A 25,401-nucleotide genomic window follows, 5' to 3' on the forward strand; every position below is an offset into this window, starting at 1 on the left:
TGCTATGTAATTATTGATTCACTTTGACCATGGAAGGGCGAATGACGCGATCCTTCAGCTTATAGCCTTTTTGCATTTCCTCAACAACAATGTTTGAGCCGTAGTTTTCGTCTTCAGCCTGCATAACAGCTTGGTGCAGATTAGGATCAAATTCCTGCCCTACAGCTTCGATGGCTTCGACGCCTTCTTTTTTCAAGGCTTCTACGAGCTGACGGTGGACCATTTCCATTCCCTGGAGCAAACTTTTCGTCTGTTCATTGTCGGCTTCAACCTGAAGCGCTCGTTCAAAGCTGTCAAGAGCCGGCAGTAAATCAGTCACGATATTTTGAGAACGGTATTTTTGGGACGCTTCCATCTCTAAACGGCTGCGTCGTTTATAGTTTTCAAAGTCTGCTTGAACACGCAAAAGTTTGTTTTCTTTTTCCTCAAGCAAACCTTGCAATTCGTTAATTTGGTTTTGAAGAAGTTCGCTTTCATTTGTTTCTTCCTGCTGTTCATCAGCGGCAGCTTGTTCTTCAATGATTTCTTGCTCTTCTGTTTCGTTTTGATCAACGGTTTGTTTTTCTTCTGACATTGTGTTCACCTCCCTCAAAGTGTAAGGAGAAGGACAGGTGCTGCCCTTCGATAAAATTTGCCAAAATTCCCTTATTCATCATACAGACTTGTTAATGCTTTTGACAAGTCCGAAGTCACATGCTGAAGCAGGCTGACAACCCTGGAATAATTCATGCGGGTCGGGCCGATAATCGCAATTGAGCCGATCTGCTTCTGGTCTACGGAATAAGAAGCCGTAATCAGACTGCAATTTTCCATCTCTTCATAGTCGTTTTCTTTTCCGATTTTAATCGAAATTCCCGTGTGCGGGGATTGAACCAGCTTTAAAACATCCTGTTCTTTCTCAATTAATGAAAGCAGCGACCGAACTCGGGTGATATCATGGAACTCAGGCTGGTTCAGCATATTGATTTTCCCGCCAAAAAACAACTTTTCAACGTGATTTGTGGAATGAAAGGTTGAACGAAGCGCGTCGAGTATATTGTCATAGTTTTTAATGTGCTGTCTTAGGTACATGACAACTTCTTTAAATATGCGCTCATTCAGTTCATCCATTGGAACGCCGCTTAAACGGTCGTTCAGTATATTTACCAGTTTTTCAATATCAGACAGATCCATTTTGGCCGGAAAGTTAATCGTTTTGTTTTCCACATGCCCCGTATTGGTAACGAGAATCGCTACCGCCATATCAGGCTGAATCGGAATGATTTGAATCTGTTTAAGGTAATTCTCACTCAGCTTCGGCCCGAGTACGATGGATGTGTAATTCGTCAGATCGGACAAAATTTGCGCTGATTTTTGAACTGTCTTCTCCAGCTCGAAAATTTTCTCTTTGAAGATCGAGTGGATTTGGTCCAGGTCGCTTTTCGTCAATTTGACGGGTGACAGCAAATGGTCAACATAGTACCGATACCCTTTTTCTGACGGAACACGTCCTGAGGATGAATGGGTTTTTTCAATAAAGCCCAATTCCTCCAAGTCAGCCATCTCGTTTCTTATTGTTGCAGAGCTAAATGTGATTTCATCTTTTTTCGAAAGAGTTCTTGATCCCACCGGCTGTGCCGATTTAATAAAATCGTTGATTATAACCTGAAGAATCAGCAGCTGACGATTTGTTAACATCATCATCACCTCTGTTAGCACTCTCAATAAGCGAGTGCTAATTCTATAACAAAAGTATCAAACCACAAGAAAAATGTCAATTATAACTCACCCAAAAAAGCGCCAAAAACTTCATTGCCTAATAATTTCCCTTGATGAGTCAAATAAACGGCAGACTCTGAATTGTGAATCAGCCCTTTTTCAGCGAGGTCATTTAACACGCTTGGGAAAAGTCCATCCAGGGAACGGCCGTATTTTTCTGCGAATCGTTTTTTGCTGACACCGGCTGTTTTTCTCAAACCTAAAAACATTTCTTCCTCAATCTGTTCTTCTGTTGTCACTTCATGTGTATCTCTGTACGGAAAACCCTTTTCAGCTATCAGGTCAATGTAATGCTTAACAGGTCCGACGTTCACTGTTCGTGTGCCGCCGATATATCCGTGAGCGCCGGCTCCGAAACCGAAATATTGTTCGTTGCTCCAATACGTTAGATTGTGCTTAGATTCCATGCCTGCCTTAGCAAAGTTGCTGATTTCATATTGATGAATGCCGTGAGCTTCCATCTTGCTCATCACCATTTCATACATTTCAGCTTCCTGCTCCTGCGGCGGAAGATGAAGCCGCCCTTTTTGCATCAAATTATAAAATACCGTTTTCGGTTCTACAATAAGGGAGTAAACGGAATAATGCTCGGCATCCAGTGATAAAGCAGTGTTTATGGAATGTTCCAGATGCTTGAGGGTTTGCCCCGGAAGCCCGAACATTAGATCAAGACTGATATTCTCAAAACCGATTTCCCGCGCTCTTTCAAAAGAGGTGAATACATCTTTTTGCTTGTGCACTCGGCCGATTTTTTCTAACAGATCGTCTTCGAACGTTTGCACACCAAAGCTGAGGCGATTTACGCCTGCTTCTTTTAATATTTTTAATTTCTCTGCGGACAAGTCGTCCGGATTCGCTTCAACCGCAAATTCCGATAAGTCGCTTGAGGGCTTCAGTACGCGGTTGATCATGTCCATCAGCTTTTTAAGCTGTTCCTCAGACAGGGAGGTCGGCGTGCCTCCTCCGATAAAGATTGTTTTGAGATCAGGCTGCCCGGTTTTTGCTATTGTATTTATCATTTCCTGTTCGAGTGCGTTTAAATACTCATCGACTGGCTGACTTTGAATAAAATATTTATTGAAATCGCAGTAGTGGCAAATATGCTCACAAAATGGGATATGGATATAAGCTGATTTCAACGGATTCACCTTCTTTACAGAAAGAAGCCGCAGTACAAGACTGCGGCGGCTTCTATTGTTTTTTCGGACTGTCGTCCATTTTCAGAACTGCCATAAATGCTTCTTGCGGCACTTCAACTGAGCCGACCTGCTTCATCCGGCGTTTTCCTTCTTTTTGTTTTTCAAGAAGTTTCCGTTTACGCGAGATGTCCCCTCCGTAACATTTAGCCAATACGTTTTTACGCATTGCTTTTATGGTGGAGCGGGCCACGATTTTCTGGCCGATTGCGGCTTGTACCGGAACTTCAAACTGCTGGCGCGGAATGAGTTCTTTCAGTTTTTCAACGATCACTTTTCCGCGTTCATATGCGTAATCACGATGCACGATAAAGGAAAGGGCATCGATTTTTTCACCATTCAGCATAATGTCCATTTTCACAAGCTTGGACGGTTTGTAGCCGATCAGTTCATAATCAAAGGACGCATAGCCTTTAGTGCTTGATTTCAGCTGATCAAAAAACTCATATACGATTTCCGCTAATGGCATATCATAAATGATGCTGACACGGTTTGCGTCTAAATACTGCATATCAATGAAATTGCCGCGTTTTCCTTGGCAAAGCTCCATTACAGCGCCGACATAGTCATTCGGCACCATCATCGTCGCTTTTACGTATGGCTCCTCAACCCTTTCGATCTTTTGAGGATCCGGCATGTTGGACGGGTTGTCGACAACGACCTTTTCGCCGTCTGTCATATACACGTCATAGATAACGCTTGGCGCTGTCGTAATCAGGTCGATGTTGAACTCACGCTCAATTCGCTCCTGAATGATCTCCATGTGAAGCATGCCTAAAAATCCGCAGCGGAACCCGAATCCAAGCGCTTGCGAAGTTTCCGCTTCATATTGAAGGGAGGAATCATTCAGCTCAAGCTTTTCAAGAGCTTCCCTTAAATCATTATACTTCGCTGTATCAATCGGATACAAACCACAGTACACCATCGGGTTTAGCTTGCGGTATCCCGGCAGCGCTTCTTCTGCAGGATTGGCAGCGCTCGTTATTGTATCACCGACACGTGTGTCACCGACATTTTTGATTGAGGCAGTCAGGAAGCCTACATCACCGACCGTCAGTTCATTTGTCGGAGTTGCTTTCGGCGTGAACACGCCCACCTCTGTTACTTCGAATTCTTTGCCGGTTGCCATCATTTTGATTTTTTGTCCCGGCTTTACCGTTCCTTCAACGACTCTGATATAAGCCACGACACCGCGGTAGGCGTCATAAAGCGAGTCGAAGATCAGCGCTTTGAGCGGCGCCTCCGGATCTCCGGTCGGAGCTGGCACCTTTTCTACGATTTGTTCTAAAATCTCCTCAATCCCGATACCGGCTTTTGCTGAAGCAAGCACGGCTTCTGATGCGTCAAGGCCGATAACGTCTTCTACCTCTTGGCGCACACGTTCGGGCTCGGCGCTCGGAAGGTCGATTTTATTGATGACCGGAAGGATTTCAAGATCGTTGTCAAGCGCTAAGTAGACATTGGCGAGCGTCTGCGCTTCAATCCCCTGGGCTGCATCCACGACAAGAATCGCTCCCTCGCAGGCAGCAAGGCTTCGGGATACTTCATACGTGAAGTCGACGTGTCCCGGCGTATCGATTAGATGAAAGATATATTCTTCTCCGTCTTTTGCTTTATATTTAAGCTGAACAGAGTTTAATTTAATGGTTATGCCCCGCTCACGTTCAAGATCCATAGAATCGAGCAATTGTTCTTTCATTTCTCGTTGAGTGATTGCCGACGTTTTTTCTAAAATACGATCCGCTAAGGTCGATTTTCCGTGGTCAATATGGGCAATGATAGAGAAATTCCGTATTCTCGATTGCCTCTCTAAACGCTTTTCTTTATCTGTCACAATCTATCACTCCTACTATTAAACGCAAAATACACTAGCTTAGATTATATCAATAGGATTGTAAAGATTCAATGTAAAACAAGAAAGAGAAAAGTTCCCTATCATATCTGGGCTGCTTTTCTCTTTCACGTACTTATTGATTCATATCCCGTATCCATTCATACATTGACTGGGCAGTATTGGTTACGGTGTCCGAAAGCGCTTTTCCGGCTTTTGAAAACATATTGAATGTCTCCACCTTTTCCAGCTCTTTTTGTTTTTCTTCTAAATCTTTTGCCGTGACTGTTTCTCCTAGGATTGAGGCTTCTTTTTCATTATCTTTTCCGTCGGTGAGCGTAAACGCCCCCTTCAGTGAAGGGTCATGATAGCCTTTCATACTCAGCATCCCGTTGTTTGCCTGCTGCATGCCGAACAGAACGCCTAAAAACATGATCGTGACAAGCAGTAAGCATTTTCCAAAGTATGCAATCAAATCAACCACCTATTTCTTATTGTTTTTTCGTCTCCCCGCTCGCTGCGTTGACCTTTTCAGCATCCCAGTACATTTCGCTGAATACGTCCGCGGCCGCGTTAGCCGCACGCTGCAGCTCTTCGAGATTATTATCTACTCCGCCAAACTCGAGCAAAAGCGCTCTATCGGTTAAATCCTGATTGTAAACACCATTATCGCCTGGCGAGCCTTTGGAAAAGACACCTGTGCTAAGTCCGGGGTATTTTTTCTCCATCAGTTTATGAAGCTCACTCGCAATTTTATAGTTTTCTTCGAAGTTTTTGCTTTTTTTCCCGACGACAAAGGCTACCCTGGCATAGCTTTTCCCTTTAATCGTTGCGGTTGTGTCTTTTTTGCGCCGTGAGTCTCTGTGGATGTCAATGATATATTGCAGATTTTTGTTTGAAGCAAGGGCGTCTTTCACAACCGGCCTTGATTCATCATAGGACCTGGCATAGTTTAGGCCTTTTTTATTTAATTTTGACTGTATATCGGTTTTATTCACTGTGGCTCCGATTCCCTGGGATTCAAGCGCTTGTCCGAACATATCTCCTACAAGCGTGACGTTGGCTTTAGAATGGCGCGCCATGTCAGGATCGGTCTCGCCTTTTAATAGAGGGAGATATGATTCCGTATTGTGCGTGTGATAGATAAACACGACCTTTTTATCACCTGTTGTTTGTTTGGGCGGATCTTTTTGCGCATTATCTGATTGCGTTTGCTGTTTTTCAATCTCTGCCAAATTCGCTTCTCTTTCTTCCTCCATCACCTTAGACGGCGGCGGCGATTCCGCAGGCATATTCGTATAATCCGTTCCTTGTCCAGCTAACAAAATCTCGGTATCAAATTGTGCAAATCCCGGCAGCTCCCGACCGAGAAAGCTCCGCGGATCTTCGAGGTTAATGCTCGTCGCCAGCTTTAAAGAAAGACGAGAAAGATGAAATGAGCTGTCTGTTTGAGAGAGGTCAGAAGCGAAATAATGGTTTTCCATCCGCAGCAAATGTGCAAATACGTCACCCGGCAATTCTTCAGCAATCCCATAAAAAGAGTCAGACGACGGCCTAAGTTCCGGCCGGAGAGACGTCAGCACACCGGATAGAACAAAAATCACGATAAGGCTTACGATAAATAGAAAGATGGCTTTTACCGCTTTCCCTCCATTTACCGCAACAACAATCTGTCTGTTTCTGCGTTTATTTCTCATTGAATCCCTCCAGCGCTTGTCTAGTAATTACTCTATGAACAAGCTAGAGGAAGTAGAACTGTTTAGTGATTGTAGGAGCCTTTGTTTTCTTGTGACACTTTTTCATGAAGCGCTGTGTTTAATCCGTTCGCTAAAACATTTGCCATATCGTCGATAAATGAATCGACTTCCTTCGGTGTAACCATTAAGTTGTGCCCTAAAGGCGAAAGCACCTCGTGAATGAGCTGCCGTTTTTCATCTTCTTGAAGGGTTCCGACAATACCTAGGAACGATTGGCGCTGCTTTTGATCGGGAAGATCGTCTTCAGTGAGCACTTTCTTTTTCCCAAACGTCATGCCTGCCGGAACAAGCGATCTTGATGGCCTGTTATCCTTCATTTCTCTGCCAAAATGTTTTAATATGTAGTCCACCGTGTCGCTGGCAATTGTCACGGCATCAACTACTGTCGGAACACCGATAGCAATCACCGGAACACCAAGCGTGTCTTTGCTTAAATCTTTTCGTTTATTCCCCACTCCAGACCCCGGGTGAATGCCTGTATCCGATATTTGAATGGTTGTGTTGACCCTTTCCACCGCCCGCGCCGCCAACGCATCAATGGCGATGACAAAATCAGGCTTCGATTGCTCAATCACACCTTTAATAATGTCACTTGTTTCGATTCCTGTTATCCCCATTACACCCGGTGCAAAAGCACTGACAGGCCTGTAACCCTCCTGTACGTTTTCCGGCTGAAGCTTAAACAAGTGCCTTGTTACCAACAGATTTTCTACTGCCATCGGCCCAAGCGCATCAGGTGTCACGTTCCAGTTGCCGAGCCCAACGATCAAACAGCTCGCATCTTTTGAGATATTAAGGTTTTCAAGAAAAGCTGAGAATTCCTCCGCAAAGACAGCAGAGACCTTCTCCTGCATTTCCGAATCATTCTCCCTGATTCCCTGTGCTTCAAGCGTTAAATAGCGCCCTTCTTTTTTTCCCGAAAGCTCTGCGCCTTCCTTTGTAACATCAACTGTGCGGATTTTAATGCCGCCGTGATCACGCTCTTTTTCAATAAAGCCTTTAATTTCTTTTGTCGGCACAGCCTGCTGATTGGCCATTGCTTCCTTCGTTTCCACTGCCAAATCGGTCCGTATCAAATACTGATTCACATCCAGCTCACTCTTTTTCATACAGGGGGCCTCCTTCACATTAAGTACCTATATTGTTGCCATTTGCTGAATGAATCATGCTAAAAAGAGAGCCTTCAAAGAAAAATACTTTACATTTATATTGCAATCTAAAGATGTGTTTGATAGAATACAATTTGTTCTATTGTGAAGAAGATTTAACCTTAAGACACTGTGCTACAGGTTGTATCTTAGGAGGTGAAACACATGCCAAACATTAAATCAGCGATTAAACGTACAAAAACAAACAACGAACGCCGCGTTCATAACGCGACAATCAAATCTGCTATGCGTACTGCAATCAAACAAGTTGAAGCTTCTGTTGCCAACAACGAAGCTGACAAAGCGAAAACTGCTCTTACTGAAGCAGCTAAACGTATTGATAAAGCAGTGAAAACAGGTCTTGTACACAAAAATACCGCAGCTCGATACAAATCAAGACTAGCGAAAAAAGTGAACGGACTTTCTGCATAATATAAAAACGATCCTCAATAATGGGGATCGTTTTTTTCATTTCTTTTTAACAGCTGTAAAAGGAACAGTTCGAGCAGGAGCTGCTTGTCCTTTTTCCCGGTTTTCATCTCATAGTCCATGACAGCAAGCTGTTCAATAATTGAACGGAGCTCCTCCTCTGAAAAAAGCCTTGCTTGATCCATCGCCAGCTTTACCCGAAATGGGTGAACTTTTAGATTAGAAGCGATTTGTTTTTGTCCGTATCCCTGTTCCGCGAAGTATTTTGTCTGAAGAATCAGCCGGAACTGGTTCGAAATAAGCGCCATAATTTTGATCGGTTCTTCATTTTGTTTAAGCAAATCATAAAAAATTTGCAGACTCTCAGTTCGTTTTCGGTTGACGATTTTATTGATCAGCTCAAAAATATTTTGTTCAAGGCTTCTAGCAACAAGCATTTTCACATCATCCAGCGTAATTTCTTCACGATCTCCAATAAACGTGCAGAGCTTTTGAATCTCCTGAAAAATCGATGACAGATGCCCGTTCACAAGCAGAACCAAATGCTCCGCCGCTTCCGTGCCGATTGTTTTCTGCTCTGTTTTTGCAAGGTTGACAGTAAAGTCTGTCGTTTCCTTTGCGTTTAATTCCTTCGCCTCCATCATAAACGCGTGCTTCTTTAACGCTTTCGTCAGCTTTTTCCGCTCATCAAGCTTTTCATACGGAGCAAGCAGGACAAAGACTGTGTAAGGAGCAGGTGATTGTATATATGATTCAAGCGCACTGACGTTGTGCTCAATTTTTTCTTTTTTCTTTTCACCTGTTAAAAAATATGGATTTTTCACAATGACAAGACGCCGCTCCCCCATAAACGGAAACGTTTCAGCATCTGCAATTGCTTGATCCAGCGGGTCCTCTTCCAGATCAAAAACGGACAGATTGAAATCCTTTGTCTCCTGATCAACGACCGTCTGTCTGATCCTGCTGACGGTTTCTTGCAGCAGATATGTCTCTTTTCCGTATAAACAATAAACCGGATGGACCTCTCCTTTTTTCAGGCTTTTCCACACATCAAATACCATTGTTGTACGACTTCCTCTCTTTCATCATCCCCTTCTATCCTAAATTGAGTTTGCAAAATAGTAAAGAGGAAGCCTGACTGCTGCTTCCCCATTTATATTAAACGCCTGTTCGCAAGCCCCCGGGACAGCTTGTAAAAAGGCGATAATCACCAGAACAGAAAACGTTACCTTAGCTTCTAGATTTTTCAAAACAATTCCATTATACTTAAGTCAGTCAGGAGGGATAAAGTTGAATGATTTTGAAAAAAACGTTCAAAGCAAACGAAATGATGCTGTAGATTCAGCTGTTGGTTTTGTTGTGTCCTTCGGATTTTTCGCCTTCTTGTTTGTCATGGCAACGGTTATTCACCTAGTTGGTTCATAACAGCGACTGCCCGGGCTGCTGATTTCTCGGCAGTCTTTTTTAGTTCGTCTCTGTTATATCTGATGTATCATATGGAGGATAGACAGAAAAGGTTCCAACTCTGTTTTTGTATCTATATTGGATCGTTCCGTTTTGATCTGTTCGCAGCACGCGGATAGAATGTCTCTGTAATAGTTGCAGAACTTCTTGATGAGGATGATGGTACCGATTGTTTTTCCCGGCTGAGATAATGGCCGTTTTCGGCTGAAGCTGTTGGATGAATTCTTCACCGGTAGAGCCTTTGCTCCCATGGTGCCCCACCTTTAAGACATCTGCTTTAATATTTGGAAACACGTCCATCACCTCCTGTTCCCCTTCTTTCTCCAGGTCACCCGTCAAGATCCAGCTCATACCGCCCGTCTCCATCCACAGAACGAGAGAGGAATTATTTTTGCTTGCCGGATCAGGTGCTCCAGGTGACAGTACATGGAACTGCAAATCCTTTATTTGCAATACATCGCCTCGCTTCACCTCTTCAATTGTCACTCCCTCTTCTCTGGCTGTCTGCAGCACTTTCTCATCTTTAGGTTCAGAAACGAACCCTTTCGGAATCACGAGGCGCTTTACTTTATGATGCTTCAGCAGAGTCTCCGCCTCTCCGATATGATCTTGGTCAGCGTGCGTCAGAATTAAAGCGTCAAGCTGTTTGATTCCCTTAGCAGTTAAAAACGGAATCAGCACCTTTTCCCCCAGTGAAAACGGATGCTGTTTTTCGCGCCAAGGCTCTGACGAGTAAGACAAAGTGCCGCCGGTATCAATTAAGACACGACCCCGCTGATGCGGAGCACCTACAAACATGCTGTCACCCTGTCCAATATCTATCATATCCACTTCTCCTTCGGAACTAAGACACGGATATATAAAGAGCAGAAACAGCACCGTGCAGCAAATGCCTCCGGTTACCATCAACTGCGACAAGGAGCGTTTTTCAATCGCCATAAGCAATAGGATGATCGTGACCGTGAATAAAAAAAGCAAAACAGGTGCAGGATGTGCGATCATAATCGTGAACACTTCAACATCTGCAATGTTTGTGATTAGCCTATTGGTCCAGCTTATCAATAAATCAAACCAGCTGAAAAACAATCTCCCAAACGAAACGGAAAGACTTAATAGAAGAACACCTGCTACAGCTCCCGGCAAAATACAGAAGGTATAAAATGGTACCATCAACATATTCATCGGTACGCTGATGATAGAAAACTGATGAAAATGATATAGGAGAATCGGAAGCGAGCCCAGCTGAGCGATGAGTGATACAATTGTCAGCTGCCCCAAGGAGGTTTTAACCTGATGAAAAATAGAAGAGGATAGAATTAAAGAAAAACTGACGGCGAACGATAGCTGAAAACCGGCTTCAAAGAGATGATAAGGATTGAAGAGCAGAAGGACGATGTATGAAAGACAAATTGCAGTTGCAGAGTGGACACGCCATTTGACAAGGCTTCCAGCTAAGTAAACACCCGACATGAGAGCGGCGCGTAGCACTGAAGGAGCAGCGCCGGTCAACATCACATAGAGCGGCAGAAATAACAGCAACAGAATTGACGCCTTTTCTCTAGTTATACCAAGGCGAATCATGATATAAAACAAACCTGCTGTCAAAATCCCCACGTGGAGTCCTGATATTGCCAAGAGATGGACAACACCAAGCTTTTGATACGCGGTAAGCACTTCATCCTCCACATAGAATCTGTCACCAACTGTAAGTGCCTGTACAATCCCTGCCGAATCAGGAGGCAAAAGGCTGTTTGTGAATGATATGATATGTTTTCTCAAGCTGAGCACCTTGTACTTAAAATTTTCAGGTTCGCTGCAGTTTTGAATAGACGTGACAGAGTAGTTCCAATGAATATGCTGCCGATAAAGATACTCGTTATAATCAAATGCACCCGGCACAGTTGCGTGATTCGGTTCTTCCAATGTACCAGTCAACTCACATGACATTCCTGGTTCTATGTATAACAGCTGTTCTTTTTCACCAGCAGACTGAATGCGATACGCAGCAGCCCATTTTTCCTTATCAGGTGTCTCAACCATCATAGACATACGGTCGCCGTCAATTTTGGGAATAGTGTCAATCACTGCCTTGAATTGATAGGTTCCCTGCCGATAGGAAGAGACATTCTGAGAATCTGTGACTGCATACAGTACAAAAAACAATATAAAAGAGAAGAAACAAACAATAATGAGAAAAGCGTGCCTCGTTTTGATTAAAATGATGAGGAGAAAGAGGATGAAAAGAAAAATAGCGGGGAAATAAGCGGCGGCAGTAATTCCAGCCGTTGCCGAAGCTGCCGCCATAGGCAATAATAAGCGCGAATTACGCATTCATCACACGTAGCTCGTGAAAAGTGTATTCGCCTGTTCATGTATCTTTTTCAATTCTTCCTCCGCTAAACCGGCATCAGCCAATTTCCCTATAAGACCCGCTACAAATGAAAGCTTTTCCCTGTTTTTCAGATCAACGATCATTTCATCGAGTTCAACCTGTTCAACTGTTACACCCGCCTGTTCAAATAATTCCTGCGCATATGGATGTGTTTTGTAATCCTCAGCATAATAAACCGTTTTGATACCCGCTTGAATAATAGATTTGCAGCATTGAATGCACGGATAATGCGTCACATAAATCTCGGCTCCATCAGTCGGCACCCCAAACTTAGAGCATTGAAGAATCGCATTCATTTCAGCGTGAATGGTTCTTGCGCAATGATCATCTATCATTAAGCATCCTTCATCTGCACAATGTACGCCGCCCGCGATTGACCCATTGTAGCCTCCTGCTATCATGCGTTTGTCTCTGACTATAGTAGCGCCGACAGATAATCTCGGACATGTGCTGCGCAGCGCCAATAAATGGCTTTGAGCCATAAAGTATTGATTCCATGAAATTCGTTCCACGTTGTTCCCTCCAAATGTTGTGTTGCCTGACCTTTAGTTTACCTATCATAATGCATGACCGTCAAATCACTTTACTGTAATGGAAGACTTTATTTTCTCAAATGACTTTTCACCTATTCCTGAAACCTTAGTGATATCTTCAATTGTTTGGAAACGCCCGTTTTCTTCCCGGTATGCAATAATAGCTTCAGCTTTGGATGGCCCCACCCCTGAGATGCCTTGTAACTCCTCTAAGGTTGCTGTATTGATATTCACCAGCGCTCCCTTCCCTCCATCGCTTTGGACAGACCCTCCGCCACCTTGCTGCACTGCTATTTCCTCTCCCTTTTTCGGGATGTACACCACTGTCCCGTCCTGCAGAATCTCCGCCAAATTTACTTGCGCTTCGTCTGCTTGTTCACTGGTCCCGCCCGCTTTCTCAATTGCCTGAGATACTCTGTCCCCTGTTCGCATTTCATAAACGCCAGGATGCTGAACAGCACCTTTGATGTCTATCACAATTGTTTCGTTTGACTCGTCGTTGTTTGCTTCCTGCTTTACCACTGTATTTTCTGTCTCTGTTGGTACAGCTTGCTTCACCGGCTCTTTATTTTTCCCTGTGGCCAGAAAGATCATAATCGCTGTGAAAACAGCCGCAGAAGCCGCTAAAATAATTGCTTTCTTATGCTGATTCAACCAATTCATCGTGCATGTTCCCCGCTTTCGTCATATTTTATTTTCATAACACATATGGTTTAGAGGATAATAGCTCAAAGGAGGGGAAACCATTGAAGATAGGCTTTATCGGCACAGGAAATATGGGTACGATCCTTATCGAATCATTTATTGAATCAAAAGCAGCCGATCCCTCAAACATGACAATCACAAACCGCACAATTGAAAAAGCGTTGCACATAAAAAACCGCTACAACAGCATAAACGTTACCGAAAGTCTCGAAAAGCTCGTTTCTGAAAACGAGATGATTTTTATTTGTGTTAAGCCGCTTGATATATATCCTTTACTGGCAAGAGCGTTACCTTATTTAAGAAAAGATCATATTCTCATCTCAATTACAAGCCCCGTTCAAACCGAACAGCTCGAACAATATGTGCCGTGTCAAGTGGCTCGAGTGATCCCAAGTATTACGAACAGAGCGCTGGCAGGTGTTTCTCTCGTCACTTTCGGCACAAGCTGCGGCGAATCTGCAAAAACGAAAATCAATGAGCTGATGCAGCATATCTCTCATCCGCTGCAAATTGAAAGTGACATCACCAGGGTTGCATCAGACATCGTAAGCTGCGGCCCCGCTTTTATGAGCTATCTGATTCAGCGGTTTATAGATGCAGCTGTTTCGGAAACATCAGTGTCTAAACAGGACGCGATTTTGATGTGTAAGGAAATGCTTGTCGGAATGGGAAAACTGTTAGAAACCGAATTGTATACCCTGCCTGCATTACAGGAAAAGGTTTGCGTTAAAGGCGGTGTAACAGGAGAAGGCATTAAAGCGCTGGAAAGCGGTGTGCAGGATATGTTTCACCGGGTATTTCAAAATACTCATATGAAGTACGAGGAGGATATTTCCGCAGTGAAAAAGCAGTTTCATGTGTAGACGAGTATGTCATACGTTCGTCTGTACTGCAAAAGCATAAAAAAGCATTTTAAAAAACCATCGTTTTAGGAAACGATGGTTTTTGATTTCTGCGCCTTGAAAAAGAGGCGTTCTGATTGTGCTGATGGCTCGGTATCCGTAAAATCAGCTGTCACGCGATGGAGCTGAAAGCCGCAGTTCTTAAGCATTTCTTCGTATTCTTCCACCGGGAACGTTCTTTGCTCGTGTGTCTCATCAAAACGATCATACGCTTCTCCGTTCCACACAAAAAACGACATATCATGAATGACAGAAAGCTCGTCACTTCCGGCAAAGCTCTGCCAAATATAGCTGATATCTTCGTCCTGGTCAGCAAATGTGCTATCCGGAAAGACTTCCGCAATTTTAAAAGATGAATGAACATCAAACAGCAGAATGCCTTCAGGCTTTAATACCCGAAAAACACTTTTAAAGGTTTCGATCACATCATTTTTTGTTTTTAAATAATTTAATGAGTCACAGCATATCACAACAGCGTCAAATTGACCGTCAAAGCCGGTAATCTCTCTCATATCCTGCTGAAGAAATAAAATAGGCTGGCTACTCGATACCTTTTGCTGGGCGAAAGAAAGCATCTCTTCGCTGAGATCGATGCCTGTAACCTCGAAGCCTTTTTCGGCAAGCCGGATGGAGATTTCCCCCGTGCCGCATGCCAGATCGAGAATACGGCCTTTTTCCGGGAGAGATGCTTCAATCCATTTTGTCCATTGATCGTAAGGCGCGTGTGACATTAACTCGTCATACACGCTTGCAAAGCCTTGATAAATCATTGATTCATTCCAAGATCAAGATCTGCGAGCGGAGCGTCTCCCCACAGCTTTTCAAGGTTGTAGTAGCTTCTTTCGTCCTTGTGGAAGACATGGACAATCACATCGCCTAGGTCAACGAGAACCCATCTTGCTTCATCAAAGCCTTCCATCTTTTTGACTTGAATGCCGTTTTCATCAGCTTGATCCTTGATTTCACGGGCAATCGCCTGTACCTGTTTATCTGAATTTCCGTGGCAGATCAGAAAATAATCAGCAACCAGAGAAATACCTTCCATATCCAGTGCTAAAATATCCTCTGCCCGTTTATCATCGCAAGCCGCAGCTGCGATCTTTAAAATGGACTTATGGTTCATTCACAAATTCCTCCTGTTCAGCTGCCAGACACAAGCCAGTTATACGTTAAAAATGTGTCTGGAAAAACCGGTTGATTTTTTTTCATAAGAAAAACCATTGTATTTTTAATGGACTGAATCAGCGCTTGATTCAAATCTGTCTCAGCAAGCTTACGCACCTCATCGACACCGGGAAATGCCCGGTTTGGCTCAATGTAATCGGCAACGTAAATGACTTTTTCTAAAAGTGTCATGCCGGGGCGGCCTGAGGTATGATACCTAATGGCGTCAAGAATGTCTTCATCTTGAACCCCTGCCTCTCTTTGGACCAAATAAGCGCCGACCGGAGCGTGCCAGAGCTCCGGATTATGATCCAATAAATGCGCAGGCATTTTTTCACGCGCAATAATTTGTTTCATTTCTTCTTTCGGGCGGAATTTGGCGTAATCATGAAAGATTGCCGCTGTTTCCGCTTTTTTAGAATCGGCTCCAAAACGCTCCGCAAGTTCGATCGCCGTGTTCATCACGCCAACCGTATGGATATATCGGTGTTCGGTCAATTGCTGCTTCACGCATGCAAGTGCCTCCTCACGATTCATATAAACCATTCTCCTCTACATACTTCTTCACTTTATCAGGGATTAAGTAGTCAGTGGGCTTCTTGCTTTTAAACCGTTCCCTTATCATAGTTGATGATACCTCAAATTCCGGAACGTCTGCAAAGAGAAGCGGATAAGGGGTTTCAACATGAAAACCGGGGCGCTTTACTCCAATAAATTGAATGAGGTTCAGCAGCTCGTCCAGCTTATACCATTTCGGCAAATATTCAATCATATCAGCGCCGATAATAAAGAACAGCTGATCATTTGGATAACGCTGCTTCAGTAAAGAAACGGTATCAAAGGTATATGATGGCCCTTCTCTTTCCATTTCAACAAGCTCCAGCTTAAAGGACGGATTAGATTGAATTGCAAGCTTTAGCATTTCCACGCGATGAAAGCTGTCGGTATAGTCTTCGTTCTGTTTATGCGGCGGAATTTGATTAGGCATAAACCAAATTTCATCAAGCCCCGCCTGGTACAGCACCTCATTAGCCATTAAGAGGTGACCATTATGCGGAGGGTCAAACGTGCCTCCGAAAATTCCGATTTTCTTCATTTCAACCACCTTTAAGGAAGCTCGATTTGTTTATTTTCCTTTGATTCCTTATATAACACAATCGTATTGCCGATTGTCTGCACCAATTGAGAGCGGCTTCCTTTTACAAGAGCTTCCGCTACATCGTTTTTATCCTCTTCGCAATTCTGAAGCACGCTGACTTTAATCAGCTCTCTCGCTTCAAGCGCCTCAGCAATTTGTTTAATCATGTTGTCGTTTACTCCGCCTTTACCTACTTGAAAAATCGGCGTTAAATGATGCGCTTTTGAACGCAAAAAACGTTTTTGTTTACCTGTTAACATTCTGTTCCTCCTAATTTTCCTGTTACAATGGATCTCATTTTTTCAATATCAGGCTCTTGTCCAGTCCACAATTGGAAAGACAATGCTGCCTGTTCAACAAACATGCCCACACCGTCGAGTGTTTTCAAGCCTTTTTGGCTTGCTTCCTTTAAAAGGGCCGTCTGTATTGGATTATACACGATATCACATACGACGGCACTGCTCGCGGCACGCTGTAATGAAAGCGGCACATCGTCCACGTTCGGATACATGCCCACAGACGTTGTATGGATGATAACATCATACTGCTCAAGACGTTCTTCTGCTTCTTTTATGCTTAATACTTCTTTATTGTGAAACGAGGGAGTAGCTTCTGTAAGCCGCTTTGCTTTTTCTAACGTCCGGTTGCAAATGTCAAATTTTTTCGGGGTATTTCGGACAATTGTTGTAAAAATGGCTCTCGCCGCTCCGCCAGCGCCGATCATTAAGAATGACAGTTCAGAGATGGGTTTGTCTAATACCTTCATTAATGACTTCACGAAGCCTTCCCCATCGGTATTGTATCCGACAAGCTTATCTCCCTCTCTTCTGACCGTGTTTACGGCACCGAGCACTTTTGCACTCTCATCAATATGATCCAGATAATCCATAATGGAAACCTTGTGCGGAACAGTCACATTGATTCCTTGTACGCCTAGAGCTCTTATTCCTTTTACCGCATCCTCCAGATCATTCTCTTCTACCTTGAAGGCATGATAATGTCCGTCAAGCCCGAGGTCTTTCAATGATGCGTTATGAATATCAGGTGACATAGAATGGCCAATCGGATTTCCGATAACCCCGTACAGCTTTTTCATACTCCTCTCCCCTTTTCTTAAATTAATGAACGCCGAACAAATACATGAACGCCTTTTGGCGCGTATGCAGTTACCTTTTTATCGGCGTCATGGACAGTAACCCAGCCTAACCCAGAGAAAACGATATCTGTCTTTTTGTCTTTTATCGTAAACGTATGGGCGACCAATTCCGGAAACTCATCCATTTCATCTTTACCCGGAGGTGTGAGCAATTCCCCTGCATGCTTTTCATAAAGCGCGTCTGCATTTTCAAGTTTTGTTCTATGAATCATCAGTTCATTCGGCATATAGCAAATAAAAGGAGATCTTTCCCCAGACACATAATCAAACCTTGCAAGTCCGCCAAAATACAGTGTTTGCTGATCATTAAGCTGGAATGTGCGAGGCTTCAGCTCCTTTTTAGGAGATAATATTTTCAGATCCTTTTTATTGACATAATGCGCCATTTGATGGTTGTTGATAATTCCCGGTGTATCATAAAGCGATGAACCGTCATCCAGCGGGATTTCAATCGCATCAAGGGTTGTGCCAGGAAATTGGGATGTTGTAATAATATCTTCTTCACCTGACACTTCTTTAATAATCCGGTTAATAAAGGTTGACTTTCCTACATTTGTACATCCGACAACATAGACGTCTTTTCCGTTGCGGTAATGCTCAATCGCGTCAATTACTTCTCTGATTCCCTGGCCGCGTCCCGCACTGACCAAAAATACGTCAACCGGTTTTAAGCCAAGCTCTTTCGCTTCACGCTTCATCCATTGGATCAGACGCTCTCTTTTCAGTGACTTAGGCAAAATATCCGCTTTATTGCCAACTAATAAGATAGGGTTTCCCCCCACCAAGCGCTGCAGCCCATTAATCCAGCTGCCGTTAAAATCAAAAATATCAACAATTTTTACGACAAGAGAGTCCGTTTCTCCAATACCGTGAAGAATGTTCAAAAAATCATCATCAGTTAAGGAGACATCTTGTATTTCATTATAGTTTTTCAGTCTGAAGCAACGCTGGCAAATCACATTTTCTTTCGTAAGCGATGCAGGCGGCGCGTACCCCAAACCTGTTTTGTCCTCGGTTTGGATCGTAACTCCGCACCCGATACAAACAACCTTTTCCATTTCTTACTCCTCCCACTGAATGTGCCCTTTTCGTTTGAGAGCACTCAGTATTCTGCGTTCGACCTGGCGGTTAAAGCGCGTAATGAATCCGTCAGAGGAAGCGACTGGCACGACCAAAATCGTATGGTAGCCGTTTCGGTTTCCCCCGAGTACATCGGTCAGCAGCTGGTCTCCGATGACAACGCAGTCCTCTTTTTTCAGCTCCATATTGCGCACCGCTCTATTAAAGGCTTTACCCATCGGTTTTCTTGCTTTATAGATGAATGGGATTCCAAGCGGTTCTGAGAAAAGTTTCACTCTTCTTTCGTTATTATTAGAGACAATTGTCACTTTAATGCCGTGTTCCTTCATTTCTTCAAACCACTCGATCAATCGCGGCGTCGCGTTCGGCCTGTCCCATTCAACAAGCGTATTATCCAGGTCAGTAATAATCCCTTTTACATTTCGTTCCTTTAATTTCTCAGGTGTAATATGAAAAATATTTTTTACAAACTCGTCAGGTAAAAAAAACTTTTTTAACAAAACCCGCACCCTTCCCTTTTTCTTTCTTTCAAAATGATTGTCGAAAAAAATCGAACTTGCGCCTAAAGAAAAACTGAGCAAAAAAATTTCGACAAAAATTGGGTTTCTTCACCAGGTGTGGATAAATTTACACACACTATCCACTCTTATTACATCACTCTTTAGACAAATTATAAACACGATACTCACAAGTTATCCACTTTTTGGTGTGGATAACAGAACGATTGTTCTTATATGCATTTCATGGTAGATTAAAGATAACTTCAACCTCAGATGAACGCAACTTATCATTGTATGCGTTAAAATCATGAATGATTCCAACTTTTAAGGAGGTGCCTCTCCCATTAATTGGGTTCCTAGCATGAGAAAACTGTCTGATGAATTACTAATAGAATCTTATTTCAAAGCCACCGAAATGAATTTAAACCGTGACTTTATCGAGTTAATTGAAAACGAAATAAAAAGAAGATCGCTCGGACATATTATTTCCGTATCTTCTTAATAGGAATTTGTCTATTTTTTCCGGGCGTATTTCCTTTTTTTACTCAGATGACTGATATTATATCACTTTGGCTGCGCGCTTTACTACTACTTTCAGCAAAAAACACCCCTAAAAAGAGGTGTTTTAAAGGGCCGGTTATTATGCTAACCAGTATATGCCGCCCACAACAAGGAGAACAACAACTAAAACAACAATAAAAGCGTATCCATATGCTCTGCCTGCGCCATACATGTGAAGCGCCTCCTTAATAAGGTTTTATAACAGCCTATGTAGGAGAAATAAATCGGACTAGGCGGTTGTCCGGCTCAACGCTGCAGGATCTGCCCATCTTGTATTCCTTCATATACGATCCTTGCCCCTTTAGGTGTCATATGATTTCCAGAAGGATCTATAAGACCAGATTGGATAAGCGCTTCATCAGTTGCTTTTCCGCCGTCTGCTTCTATAAAATGCTTCCAGTTATCTACAAGAGGGACATCCAGGCGCTTCGACACATCTCTTGTAATATCGTTATATGAGTTGTGCCATTTCCTTGCTCCGCCTTTTGGTTCAAAAGCAGCTGCTTGATATCTGGAATAGTAAAACAAATGATGCTTCCCATTACCTTCTATAATTGGGATGCACGTCATTAAGATAGGCTTAATTCCGTGTTTTCTGCTTTCTTTAATAAAATAAACCAGATTTTCTCTAAAACGCTGCTTCGACACTCTCGGTTTCCCCTCAGTCAGTATGGCAGCGTCATTGGTGCCGAACATAATAAACAAATACTTCGGTTTTTGATCCAGCACATCTGTCTGAAATCGGAGACGGGCATCCTCTGTCGTCTGTCCGCCGATTCCCGCATTGAGTATATCAAGGTTACCGCGCTCAGCTGTTTTTAATATATTGACCCACTGCTGTGCTTTTGGATAATCGCGATAATCCCAATTAGAGCCACGCGTATTGCTGTCACCAAATGCTACAACGTCTTCGTATCCCCTTCCCTCGCATCCTGCTGTAACGAACAGCAGAAGGAAAAGGATGATAAAATGTTTCATCTTTACACCCCCAAAAGCCTCACCTTAATGTTATACCTCTGTTTCTCTTCGTTCAATGAAGAGTTTTTCGCTATCACTGTTTTTTCCTATAGTTAACGTGTCCCCCTCAGTGAATATCATTCTGCTTTCATTGCGGCGCAGCTGATGATTTTTTAAAATTCCCTTCTTTCCAATCTGAAAAACACACAAACCAAAGAAAAGAAAATAACCTGAATCCTCACTGGAAACAGGTTATCCGTTAAATCCTGCATTTACTTTAACTTCGATTTAAGCTTGGCCTTTGTTTTTGGCCCATAAATCCCGTCTGCAGTTAATCCGTTCATGAGCTGAAAACGCTTGACGGCATTCGCTGTTTTCGGTCCGTAAACTCCATCTATGCCATTGTTTTTGGCTCCCTTATCAGGGTAAAAGTGAAGTGCAGCTAAAGCCTTTTGCAGCTGGAGAATGTTTGTGCCCTTTCGATAAGGCGAAGTGAGCTTTATAACCCCAGACGGCAGAGGATATGATGGTGAAGGTTCTTTTGGAGGTGTATCCGAGGAAGAAATTCCGTTTATAAAAGAGTTCCAGTGGTTCAAGAGTTTCCGCGGACATTCTTTCCCAGACCATTTTTTGTGGGGAACAACACGATGTAACGGAATATTGTTTTCCTTCATCAGCTTTCTGATCAGCCACTGGGCATTTGATGTTGCTTTTTCAAAATCGCCATCAGCATTTTCGCAGATTTCAATCCCGATCGATTTGCGGTTTCCTGTCCCGTTTGTACCGTCTCCCGCATGCCAGCCGTTTTCATCTATCGGGAGATGCTGATAAATGACTGAATCGTCAACTGTAAAATGCCAGCTTTCGGATGTGCTCGGGTTTTTCACAAAATTGGCGTGCATTTTCGCATCAGCGCCTTTTGCTGTATTCGCTGTATTATGCACCGTAATATAAGCAGGCGTCATCGAATAGCCAGGACGATTATCATTTGATAGCGGTATAAAATCCTTTTTTATGGTTACCATTTCTATCCCTCCCTATTATTAAGAATGCAGAAAACAGAGAGATGGACAGCCTTTTTTATGAGGTAAAAAAGAATTGTGTTCTTAACCTGGTTTTCAGTTGAACAGCTGAAATGGCACCAGTTATACTAATTTAGATGACGGAGGTTTTGGCTCCTAACATCACCTAAGTTGGGAGTGACCATAGACATGTTAAAAAAAGTAATAGGTATACTTGTGATTATCGCTATCATTGCAGTCGTTTTTTTTCAGAAAGAAGCTTGGCTTGATGCAATCAAAGCAGGAGGGATGTTTTCCGTTTTATTTAGTATGCTGCTGATTGCTGCCGATGTTTTTTTCCCAATAGTGCCGTTTGCTTTGGTTGCTGCTTTAAATGGCGCAGTGTTCGGGACTGCAAATGGAATTTGGATTACACTGACCGGCTCAATGCTTGGTACAATATTGCTGTTTTTTCTCGCCAGGTACAGTTTTAGAGATTGGGCCAGAAAAAAAGTTCAGGCCTATCCTGCCATACAAAGCTACGAGGCTTCCTTCAACAAAAACGCTTTTACCGCTGTTTTATTAGGAAGGCTGATACCTGTCATACCTTCACTTGTAATGAACGTGATCTGCGGGCTGAGCCAGGTTCGCTGGCATGTTTTTTTCTTTGCGTCTTTAATAGGGAAAATCCCCAATATTGTTGTTGTCACTATTGCAGGTGCCAATTTCACCAGCAATAAATTATTGTCTATCAGCATTTACGGTGCATATATTCTGATCATCATGCTGGTCATTTATAAAAAGTTCCCTCATCTTCTGAAGGTGCCAAAAAAATAAGGAGGCTTGTTGGCCCCCTTACTTTTTTTCTGTCGCATGGCCTCCAAATTCATTTCGAAGCGCAGCGACCACCTTTCCTGTAAACGTATCGTCTGTTAAAGAACGGTATCTCATCATCAGTGACATGGCGATGACCGGAGTTGCCGTCTGCAGATCAAGCGCGGTTTCCACCGTCCATTTTCCTTCACCTGAGGAATGCATAATGCCCTTGATCTGATCCAGTTTCGCATCCTTAGCGAAAGCTCGCTCAGTCAGTCCCATAAGCCAAGAACGAATGACAGAACCATGATTCCACACTCTGGCAACCTTCTCGTAGTCAAAATCAAATTGGCTGTTTTCAAGCACTTCGAATCCTTCACCAATCGCGGCCATCATTCCATACTCAATTCCATTATGGATCATTTTTAAAAAATGTCCGCTTCCCGCTTCACCAGCGTATAGATAACCATTTTCGACGGCAGTATCACGAAAAAGCGGTTCCACAATCTCCCATGCTTCATGATCGCCCCCCACCATAAAACAGGCTCCATGCCGTGCGCCTTCCATTCCGCCCGACGTTCCGGCATCGAGATAATGGATACCCGCTTCTTTCATTTGATTGTAGCGGCGAATTGATTCTTTATAATGAGAGTTTCCAGCTTCGATAATCATATCGCCTTTACTTAATAAAGGTGATACATCACGCAAAACAGCATCGACAATGCCATGCGGTACCATAACCCATAGGATACGCGGCGGGTCTAATAAAGAAATTAACTCTTTAAGATTCGTTGTCCCCTCAGCCCCGTATGCTTTCAGTTCATCAACAGCCGCTTGATTTACATCATATCCAACCGCTTGATGATTGCGGTCAATGAATTGCTTTCCTATGTTTATGCCCATTTTCCCTAAGCCGATTAATCCGATTTTCATATCTGTTCCTCCTGATTGTCTAAAAAGCCTTTACTCTTTATGTTCCCTTTGGATTGTATTGTGATACGCAGAAAACAAATGGGGCTTACATCGTCTGCGCATGTAAATTTTATTTTTCATGACTGACTGTGCCTGCCAGTTCTATTACTGAATCTCTTTATATCCATAATTATCACTTTATCCTTGATTTACCATCAGTTTAAGTTAAAATATGGGAAGGTATTCGATTTTTTTAGTAAAAAGAAGGTGACATGTTGCAGAATCAATCTCATACTCTTATCGGAGTTACGAAAACCGCTGTATTCTTTTTATACGCTGCACTTGCAATCATCGGTTTTGCAATCGGGTATTTTATTCCGCAGATTGCGAAATGGGCATTATCCCTCCCCTGGATCCCTCTTGAAGGACCACTTCGGCTCATTACCTCTTTTCAGGGATCTACAGCTTCATTTATCACTGCTCTTCTCGGTATGTGTGCGGGGATTTGGTTCGCTCATTCTGTTATTGCAATGCTGCTATCTGTCAAAATTACAGATCACACAGTGGAATTCATCAAAGGAAAAAAAGTGCAAACAATTCATTCCGATGACATCGCTCTTGTATTTATGGATCACAAACGGCTTGTCCTCCTGGGAACAGCCGGATATGAATTGGTACGGGAAGAAATTGATGAAAAACCAGTAAACGTTGAGAAGGCCTTTAGACAGCATCATTACGAATGGGCAACAGATGGTGATCCGTTTAAAGATCAATTTCGCCGATGGATTCCTGATGCACCAGACCTATCGCAAGGCGCCCATGCCTTATTAAAAGCTCGTCACAAAGCGCTGCAGGACGAAGAAAAAGACGATATTGAAGAATTCCGTCTCGAACTGGCACAGCTGGGCATCGTTGTACGGGACGAAGGCACACGCCAATATTGGCGAAAAGCAGAAACCTATCCCCCGAAAATTCAGCTCGGCGAAGGATTGTAACAACAGAGGCTCAAGAAAGAGCCTCTTCTTTATTACTGCACAATAAACAGCACTCTGGTGCCGTCAGGATAGCTGCTCATTTGATTCCCTACCCACGAGCCGGCGCCGCGATTATCAGAAGGCGTCACATATCGGACATCAGCCCCTGCGCCGCCTTCCTCGCAGACAGCCATCGGCCACTCATCCCGGTCATAGCCCGGCTTCGTCGGGATTCCCTTTAAAGATTCCTCCCGCCTTTTGTCTGCTCCATCTCTGTCAATGGTACAAATATCTGGATGTCCCTCTGCAATCGCATCCCTAATATGACTGCCGGTTTCCGGATAACGAGACAGCGGAAAATATAACACTTTGTCATACGAAGATGCGCCTTGGATCTGCTGCGGAACCATTAAACAAAGAAGAACTGCTGCAGCAAGAAACAGGCCTGCCATCCATTTTTTCATTCCCATCCCCCCATACCTTTGTTCATTTCAATGTATGGGCGCTTGATAAAGATTATTTTTAACATTTGAAGTTAGTATGCTGCTTACAAAAGCCGGACTCCCCCGCGAGAATTTTCCCGGTACAGACACAGACAGCCTCCCGGTCACATACATTTACATATAGGCTTTTGCCTACATACTTTTGTGGAGGTGACGATGGTGACAGGTGTTTTCGCAGCGCTCGGCTTTGTTGTTAAAGAGCTTGTCTTTTTAGTATCTTACGTGAAAAACAATGCCTTTCCACAACCGCTCTCAAGCAGCGAGGAAAAAAAATACTTAGAGCTCATGGCTAAAGGGGATGAACATGCCAGAAACATGCTGATTGAGCATAATCTTCGCTTGGTCGCCCATATTGTGAAAAAATTTGAAAATACAGGTGAGGATGCAGAGGACTTAATCTCCATCGGAACGATCGGGCTGATAAAAGGAATTGAAAGCTATTCCGCTGGTAAAGGGACAAAGCTGGCGACGTATGCTGCGAGGTGTATTGAAAATGAGATTGTAATTACAAAAGGGGGGTGCAT

General features: G+C 43.3%; 30 protein-coding genes and 1 pseudogene. 7 read left to right on the top strand and 24 right to left on the bottom strand.

Translation table 11 applies throughout. From position 1 onward, the window contains the following. Positions 1–10: 10 nt before the first annotated feature. The 7 genes from grpE to gpr form a co-directional block, all read right to left on the bottom strand. The gene (grpE, locus tag NSQ16_RS12770) at positions 11–574 is read right to left on the bottom strand and encodes a nucleotide exchange factor GrpE (protein WP_088326536.1); all 564 of its coding nucleotides are present in this window, start codon (positions 572–574) and stop codon (positions 11–13) included. Positions 575–645: 71 nt separating this feature from the next. Next, the gene (hrcA, locus tag NSQ16_RS12775) at positions 646–1,677 is read right to left on the bottom strand and encodes a heat-inducible transcriptional repressor HrcA (protein ID WP_014114464.1); all 1,032 of its coding nucleotides are present in this window, start codon (positions 1,675–1,677) and stop codon (positions 646–648) included. Between the two features lie 80 nt (positions 1,678–1,757). Next, positions 1,758–2,897 (bottom strand): radical SAM family heme chaperone HemW, encoded by a 1,140-nt coding sequence (gene hemW / locus NSQ16_RS12780; protein ID WP_088326539.1) that lies wholly within the window; start codon positions 2,895–2,897, stop codon positions 1,758–1,760. 52 nt (positions 2,898–2,949) lie between these two features. Beyond that, positions 2,950–4,788: a translation elongation factor 4 gene (gene lepA, locus NSQ16_RS12785; protein WP_003229999.1), complete on the bottom strand. Its 1,839-nt coding sequence runs from the start codon at positions 4,786–4,788 to the stop codon at positions 2,950–2,952. A 133-nt stretch (positions 4,789–4,921) separates the two neighbouring features. Next, positions 4,922–5,260 carry a YqxA family protein gene (locus tag NSQ16_RS12790; protein WP_014477382.1) on the bottom strand — a complete coding sequence of 113 codons (339 nt, stop codon included), beginning with the start codon at positions 5,258–5,260 and terminating at the stop codon, positions 4,922–4,924. 16 nt (positions 5,261–5,276) lie between these two features. After that, positions 5,277–6,482 (bottom strand): spore autolysin SpoIIP, encoded by a 1,206-nt coding sequence (gene spoIIP / locus NSQ16_RS12795; RefSeq protein WP_014477383.1) that lies wholly within the window; start codon positions 6,480–6,482, stop codon positions 5,277–5,279. 62 nt (positions 6,483–6,544) lie between these two features. Beyond that, the gene (gpr, locus tag NSQ16_RS12800) at positions 6,545–7,651 is read right to left on the bottom strand and encodes a GPR endopeptidase (RefSeq protein ID WP_003229991.1); all 1,107 of its coding nucleotides are present in this window, start codon (positions 7,649–7,651) and stop codon (positions 6,545–6,547) included. A 204-nt stretch (positions 7,652–7,855) separates the two neighbouring features. Between gpr and rpsT the strand changes: the two genes are divergently transcribed. Next, the gene (gene rpsT, locus NSQ16_RS12805; RefSeq protein WP_003229989.1) at positions 7,856–8,122 is read left to right on the top strand and encodes a 30S ribosomal protein S20; all 267 of its coding nucleotides are present in this window, start codon (positions 7,856–7,858) and stop codon (positions 8,120–8,122) included. A gap of 14 nt (positions 8,123–8,136) precedes the next feature. Here the strand turns inward: rpsT and holA are convergent, their stop codons facing one another. Together holA and NSQ16_RS12815 are read right to left on the bottom strand one after the other, a co-directional pair. Further along, entirely contained in the window at positions 8,137–9,180 is a 1,044-nt protein-coding gene (gene holA / locus NSQ16_RS12810) for a DNA polymerase III subunit delta (protein ID WP_015714286.1), read from the bottom strand. Between the two features lie 39 nt (positions 9,181–9,219). Continuing rightward, positions 9,220–9,369, bottom strand: coding sequence for a hypothetical protein (locus NSQ16_RS12815; RefSeq protein ID WP_003229985.1), 150 nt, complete (start codon positions 9,367–9,369; stop codon positions 9,220–9,222). A gap of 40 nt (positions 9,370–9,409) precedes the next feature. On the opposite strand from NSQ16_RS12815, the gene NSQ16_RS12820 reads away from it, so the two are divergent. Next, positions 9,410–9,544 (top strand): YqzM family protein, encoded by a 135-nt coding sequence (locus tag NSQ16_RS12820; RefSeq protein ID WP_003229983.1) that lies wholly within the window; start codon positions 9,410–9,412, stop codon positions 9,542–9,544. A 39-nt stretch (positions 9,545–9,583) separates the two neighbouring features. Here NSQ16_RS12820 and NSQ16_RS12825 read toward each other — a convergent pair whose 3' ends face one another. From NSQ16_RS12825 to comEA, 3 genes are all read right to left on the bottom strand, one after another. Beyond that, positions 9,584–11,914: a DNA internalization-related competence protein ComEC/Rec2 gene (locus NSQ16_RS12825; RefSeq protein WP_339232215.1), complete on the bottom strand. Its 2,331-nt coding sequence runs from the start codon at positions 11,912–11,914 to the stop codon at positions 9,584–9,586. 3 nt (positions 11,915–11,917) lie between these two features. After that, the gene (locus NSQ16_RS12830; RefSeq protein WP_003229978.1) at positions 11,918–12,487 is read right to left on the bottom strand and encodes a ComE operon protein 2; all 570 of its coding nucleotides are present in this window, start codon (positions 12,485–12,487) and stop codon (positions 11,918–11,920) included. A 66-nt stretch (positions 12,488–12,553) separates the two neighbouring features. Then, positions 12,554–13,171: a competence protein ComEA gene (gene comEA / locus NSQ16_RS12835; RefSeq protein ID WP_014480312.1), complete on the bottom strand. Its 618-nt coding sequence runs from the start codon at positions 13,169–13,171 to the stop codon at positions 12,554–12,556. 83 nt (positions 13,172–13,254) lie between these two features. Between comEA and comER the strand changes: the two genes are divergently transcribed. Continuing rightward, positions 13,255–14,076, top strand: a complete 822-nt coding sequence (gene comER / locus NSQ16_RS12840) for a late competence protein ComER (protein ID WP_014480313.1) — start codon at positions 13,255–13,257, stop codon at positions 14,074–14,076. A gap of 65 nt (positions 14,077–14,141) precedes the next feature. On the opposite strand, the gene NSQ16_RS12845 is transcribed toward comER, so the two are convergent. From NSQ16_RS12845 to NSQ16_RS12880, 8 genes are read right to left on the bottom strand one after another with little or no spacing between them, the layout of a single operon-like run. After that, complete coding sequence (locus NSQ16_RS12845) at positions 14,142–14,885, bottom strand: class I SAM-dependent methyltransferase (protein ID WP_003229973.1); 744 nt, start codon at positions 14,883–14,885, stop codon at positions 14,142–14,144. Continuing rightward, complete coding sequence (gene rsfS / locus NSQ16_RS12850; protein WP_041333759.1) at positions 14,882–15,238, bottom strand: ribosome silencing factor; 357 nt, start codon at positions 15,236–15,238, stop codon at positions 14,882–14,884. The genes NSQ16_RS12845 and rsfS overlap by 4 nt, the downstream gene beginning before the upstream one ends. A 17-nt stretch (positions 15,239–15,255) precedes the next feature. Further along, positions 15,256–15,816, bottom strand: a complete 561-nt coding sequence (yqeK, locus tag NSQ16_RS12855; RefSeq protein WP_014480316.1) for a bis(5'-nucleosyl)-tetraphosphatase (symmetrical) YqeK — start codon at positions 15,814–15,816, stop codon at positions 15,256–15,258. After that, the gene (locus NSQ16_RS12860; RefSeq protein ID WP_004398676.1) at positions 15,806–16,375 is read right to left on the bottom strand and encodes a nicotinate-nucleotide adenylyltransferase; all 570 of its coding nucleotides are present in this window, start codon (positions 16,373–16,375) and stop codon (positions 15,806–15,808) included. The genes yqeK and NSQ16_RS12860 overlap by 11 nt, the downstream gene beginning before the upstream one ends. Positions 16,376–16,386: 11 nt before the next feature. Beyond that, positions 16,387–16,677 (bottom strand): ribosome assembly RNA-binding protein YhbY, encoded by a 291-nt coding sequence (gene yhbY / locus NSQ16_RS12865; protein ID WP_003226133.1) that lies wholly within the window; start codon positions 16,675–16,677, stop codon positions 16,387–16,389. Next, a complete protein-coding gene (gene aroE, locus NSQ16_RS12870; protein WP_029317883.1) occupies positions 16,671–17,513 on the bottom strand; it encodes a shikimate dehydrogenase in 843 nt (280 codons plus the stop codon). The genes yhbY and aroE overlap by 7 nt, the downstream gene beginning before the upstream one ends. A 17-nt stretch (positions 17,514–17,530) precedes the next feature. Continuing rightward, complete coding sequence (gene yqeH / locus NSQ16_RS12875) at positions 17,531–18,631, bottom strand: ribosome biogenesis GTPase YqeH (protein ID WP_003229966.1); 1,101 nt, start codon at positions 18,629–18,631, stop codon at positions 17,531–17,533. A gap of 3 nt (positions 18,632–18,634) precedes the next feature. Beyond that, positions 18,635–19,153, bottom strand: a complete 519-nt coding sequence (locus tag NSQ16_RS12880; RefSeq protein WP_003226126.1) for a YqeG family HAD IIIA-type phosphatase — start codon at positions 19,151–19,153, stop codon at positions 18,635–18,637. A 361-nt stretch (positions 19,154–19,514) separates the two neighbouring features. On the opposite strand from NSQ16_RS12880, the gene NSQ16_RS12885 reads away from it, so the two are divergent. After that, on the top strand, positions 19,515–19,655 hold the full coding sequence (locus NSQ16_RS12885) for a sporulation histidine kinase inhibitor Sda (protein WP_003226124.1): 141 nt from the start codon (positions 19,515–19,517) through the stop codon (positions 19,653–19,655). A 305-nt stretch (positions 19,656–19,960) separates the two neighbouring features. On the opposite strand, the gene NSQ16_RS12890 is transcribed toward NSQ16_RS12885, so the two are convergent. Both NSQ16_RS12890 and cwlH read right to left on the bottom strand, forming a co-directional pair. Beyond that, on the bottom strand, positions 19,961–20,692 hold the full coding sequence (locus NSQ16_RS12890; RefSeq protein WP_029317882.1) for an SGNH/GDSL hydrolase family protein: 732 nt from the start codon (positions 20,690–20,692) through the stop codon (positions 19,961–19,963). Positions 20,693–20,943: 251 nt separating this feature from the next. Further along, positions 20,944–21,696, bottom strand: coding sequence for an N-acetylmuramoyl-L-alanine amidase CwlH (gene cwlH / locus NSQ16_RS12895; protein WP_160221685.1), 753 nt, complete (start codon positions 21,694–21,696; stop codon positions 20,944–20,946). 186 nt (positions 21,697–21,882) lie between these two features. Between cwlH and NSQ16_RS12900 the strand changes: the two genes are divergently transcribed. Continuing rightward, positions 21,883–22,509 (top strand): TVP38/TMEM64 family protein, encoded by a 627-nt coding sequence (locus NSQ16_RS12900; protein WP_160221686.1) that lies wholly within the window; start codon positions 21,883–21,885, stop codon positions 22,507–22,509. 18 nt (positions 22,510–22,527) lie between these two features. Here the strand turns inward: NSQ16_RS12900 and gnd are convergent, their stop codons facing one another. Continuing rightward, on the bottom strand, positions 22,528–23,421 hold the full coding sequence (gnd, locus tag NSQ16_RS12905; protein WP_043857850.1) for a phosphogluconate dehydrogenase (NAD(+)-dependent, decarboxylating): 894 nt from the start codon (positions 23,419–23,421) through the stop codon (positions 22,528–22,530). 251 nt (positions 23,422–23,672) lie between these two features. On the opposite strand from gnd, the gene NSQ16_RS12910 reads away from it, so the two are divergent. Next, on the top strand, positions 23,673–24,395 hold the full coding sequence (locus NSQ16_RS12910) for a hypothetical protein (RefSeq protein WP_010886572.1): 723 nt from the start codon (positions 23,673–23,675) through the stop codon (positions 24,393–24,395). Between the two features lie 32 nt (positions 24,396–24,427). On the opposite strand, the gene nucB is transcribed toward NSQ16_RS12910, so the two are convergent. Next, entirely contained in the window at positions 24,428–24,838 is a 411-nt protein-coding gene (gene nucB, locus NSQ16_RS12915) for a sporulation-specific Dnase NucB (RefSeq protein WP_009967785.1), read from the bottom strand. A 195-nt stretch (positions 24,839–25,033) separates the two neighbouring features. Between nucB and NSQ16_RS12920 the strand changes: the two are divergent. Then, positions 25,034–25,381 (top strand): annotated as a pseudogene (locus NSQ16_RS12920) (sigma-70 family RNA polymerase sigma factor); the annotation flags it as partial. Positions 25,382–25,401 lie beyond the last annotated feature (20 nt).

Source organism: Bacillus sp. PS108 (assembly GCF_037963335.1).
GTDB lineage: Bacteria > Bacillota > Bacilli > Bacillales > Bacillaceae > Bacillus > Bacillus subtilis.

Bases quoted from the DNA above. Each gene is read 5' to 3' on its own strand.
- grpE (WP_088326536.1), bottom strand. From the start codon at position 574: ATGTCAGAAGAAAAACAAACCGTTGATCAAAACGAAACAGAAGAGCAA.
- hrcA (WP_014114464.1), bottom strand. From the start codon at position 1,677: ATGTTAACAAATCGTCAGCTGCTGATTCTTCAGGTTATAATCAACGAT.
- spoIIP (WP_014477383.1), bottom strand. From the start codon at position 6,482: ATGAGAAATAAACGCAGAAACAGACAGATTGTTGTTGCGGTAAATGGA.
- gpr (WP_003229991.1), bottom strand. From the start codon at position 7,651: ATGAAAAAGAGTGAGCTGGATGTGAATCAGTATTTGATACGGACCGAT.
- rpsT (WP_003229989.1), top strand. From the start codon at position 7,856: ATGCCAAACATTAAATCAGCGATTAAACGTACAAAAACAAACAACGAA.
- holA (WP_015714286.1), bottom strand. From the start codon at position 9,180: ATGGTATTTGATGTGTGGAAAAGCCTGAAAAAAGGAGAGGTCCATCCG.
- NSQ16_RS12825 (WP_339232215.1), bottom strand. From the start codon at position 11,914: ATGCGTAATTCGCGCTTATTATTGCCTATGGCGGCAGCTTCGGCAACG.
- comEA (WP_014480312.1), bottom strand. From the start codon at position 13,171: ATGAATTGGTTGAATCAGCATAAGAAAGCAATTATTTTAGCGGCTTCT.
- NSQ16_RS12845 (WP_003229973.1), bottom strand. From the start codon at position 14,885: ATGATTTATCAAGGCTTTGCAAGCGTGTATGACGAGTTAATGTCACAC.
- rsfS (WP_041333759.1), bottom strand. From the start codon at position 15,238: ATGAACCATAAGTCCATTTTAAAGATCGCAGCTGCGGCTTGCGATGAT.
- yqeK (WP_014480316.1), bottom strand. From the start codon at position 15,816: ATGAATCGTGAGGAGGCACTTGCATGCGTGAAGCAGCAATTGACCGAA.
- NSQ16_RS12860 (WP_004398676.1), bottom strand. From the start codon at position 16,375: ATGAAGAAAATCGGAATTTTCGGAGGCACGTTTGACCCTCCGCATAAT.
- yhbY (WP_003226133.1), bottom strand. From the start codon at position 16,677: ATGTTAACAGGTAAACAAAAACGTTTTTTGCGTTCAAAAGCGCATCAT.
- aroE (WP_029317883.1), bottom strand. From the start codon at position 17,513: ATGAAAAAGCTGTACGGGGTTATCGGAAATCCGATTGGCCATTCTATG.
- yqeH (WP_003229966.1), bottom strand. From the start codon at position 18,631: ATGGAAAAGGTTGTTTGTATCGGGTGCGGAGTTACGATCCAAACCGAG.
- NSQ16_RS12885 (WP_003226124.1), top strand. From the start codon at position 19,515: ATGAGAAAACTGTCTGATGAATTACTAATAGAATCTTATTTCAAAGCC.
- NSQ16_RS12890 (WP_029317882.1), bottom strand. From the start codon at position 20,692: ATGAAACATTTTATCATCCTTTTCCTTCTGCTGTTCGTTACAGCAGGA.
- cwlH (WP_160221685.1), bottom strand. From the start codon at position 21,696: ATGGTAACCATAAAAAAGGATTTTATACCGCTATCAAATGATAATCGT.
- NSQ16_RS12900 (WP_160221686.1), top strand. From the start codon at position 21,883: ATGTTAAAAAAAGTAATAGGTATACTTGTGATTATCGCTATCATTGCA.
- gnd (WP_043857850.1), bottom strand. From the start codon at position 23,421: ATGAAAATCGGATTAATCGGCTTAGGGAAAATGGGCATAAACATAGGA.
- NSQ16_RS12910 (WP_010886572.1), top strand. From the start codon at position 23,673: ATGTTGCAGAATCAATCTCATACTCTTATCGGAGTTACGAAAACCGCT.
- nucB (WP_009967785.1), bottom strand. From the start codon at position 24,838: ATGAAAAAATGGATGGCAGGCCTGTTTCTTGCTGCAGCAGTTCTTCTT.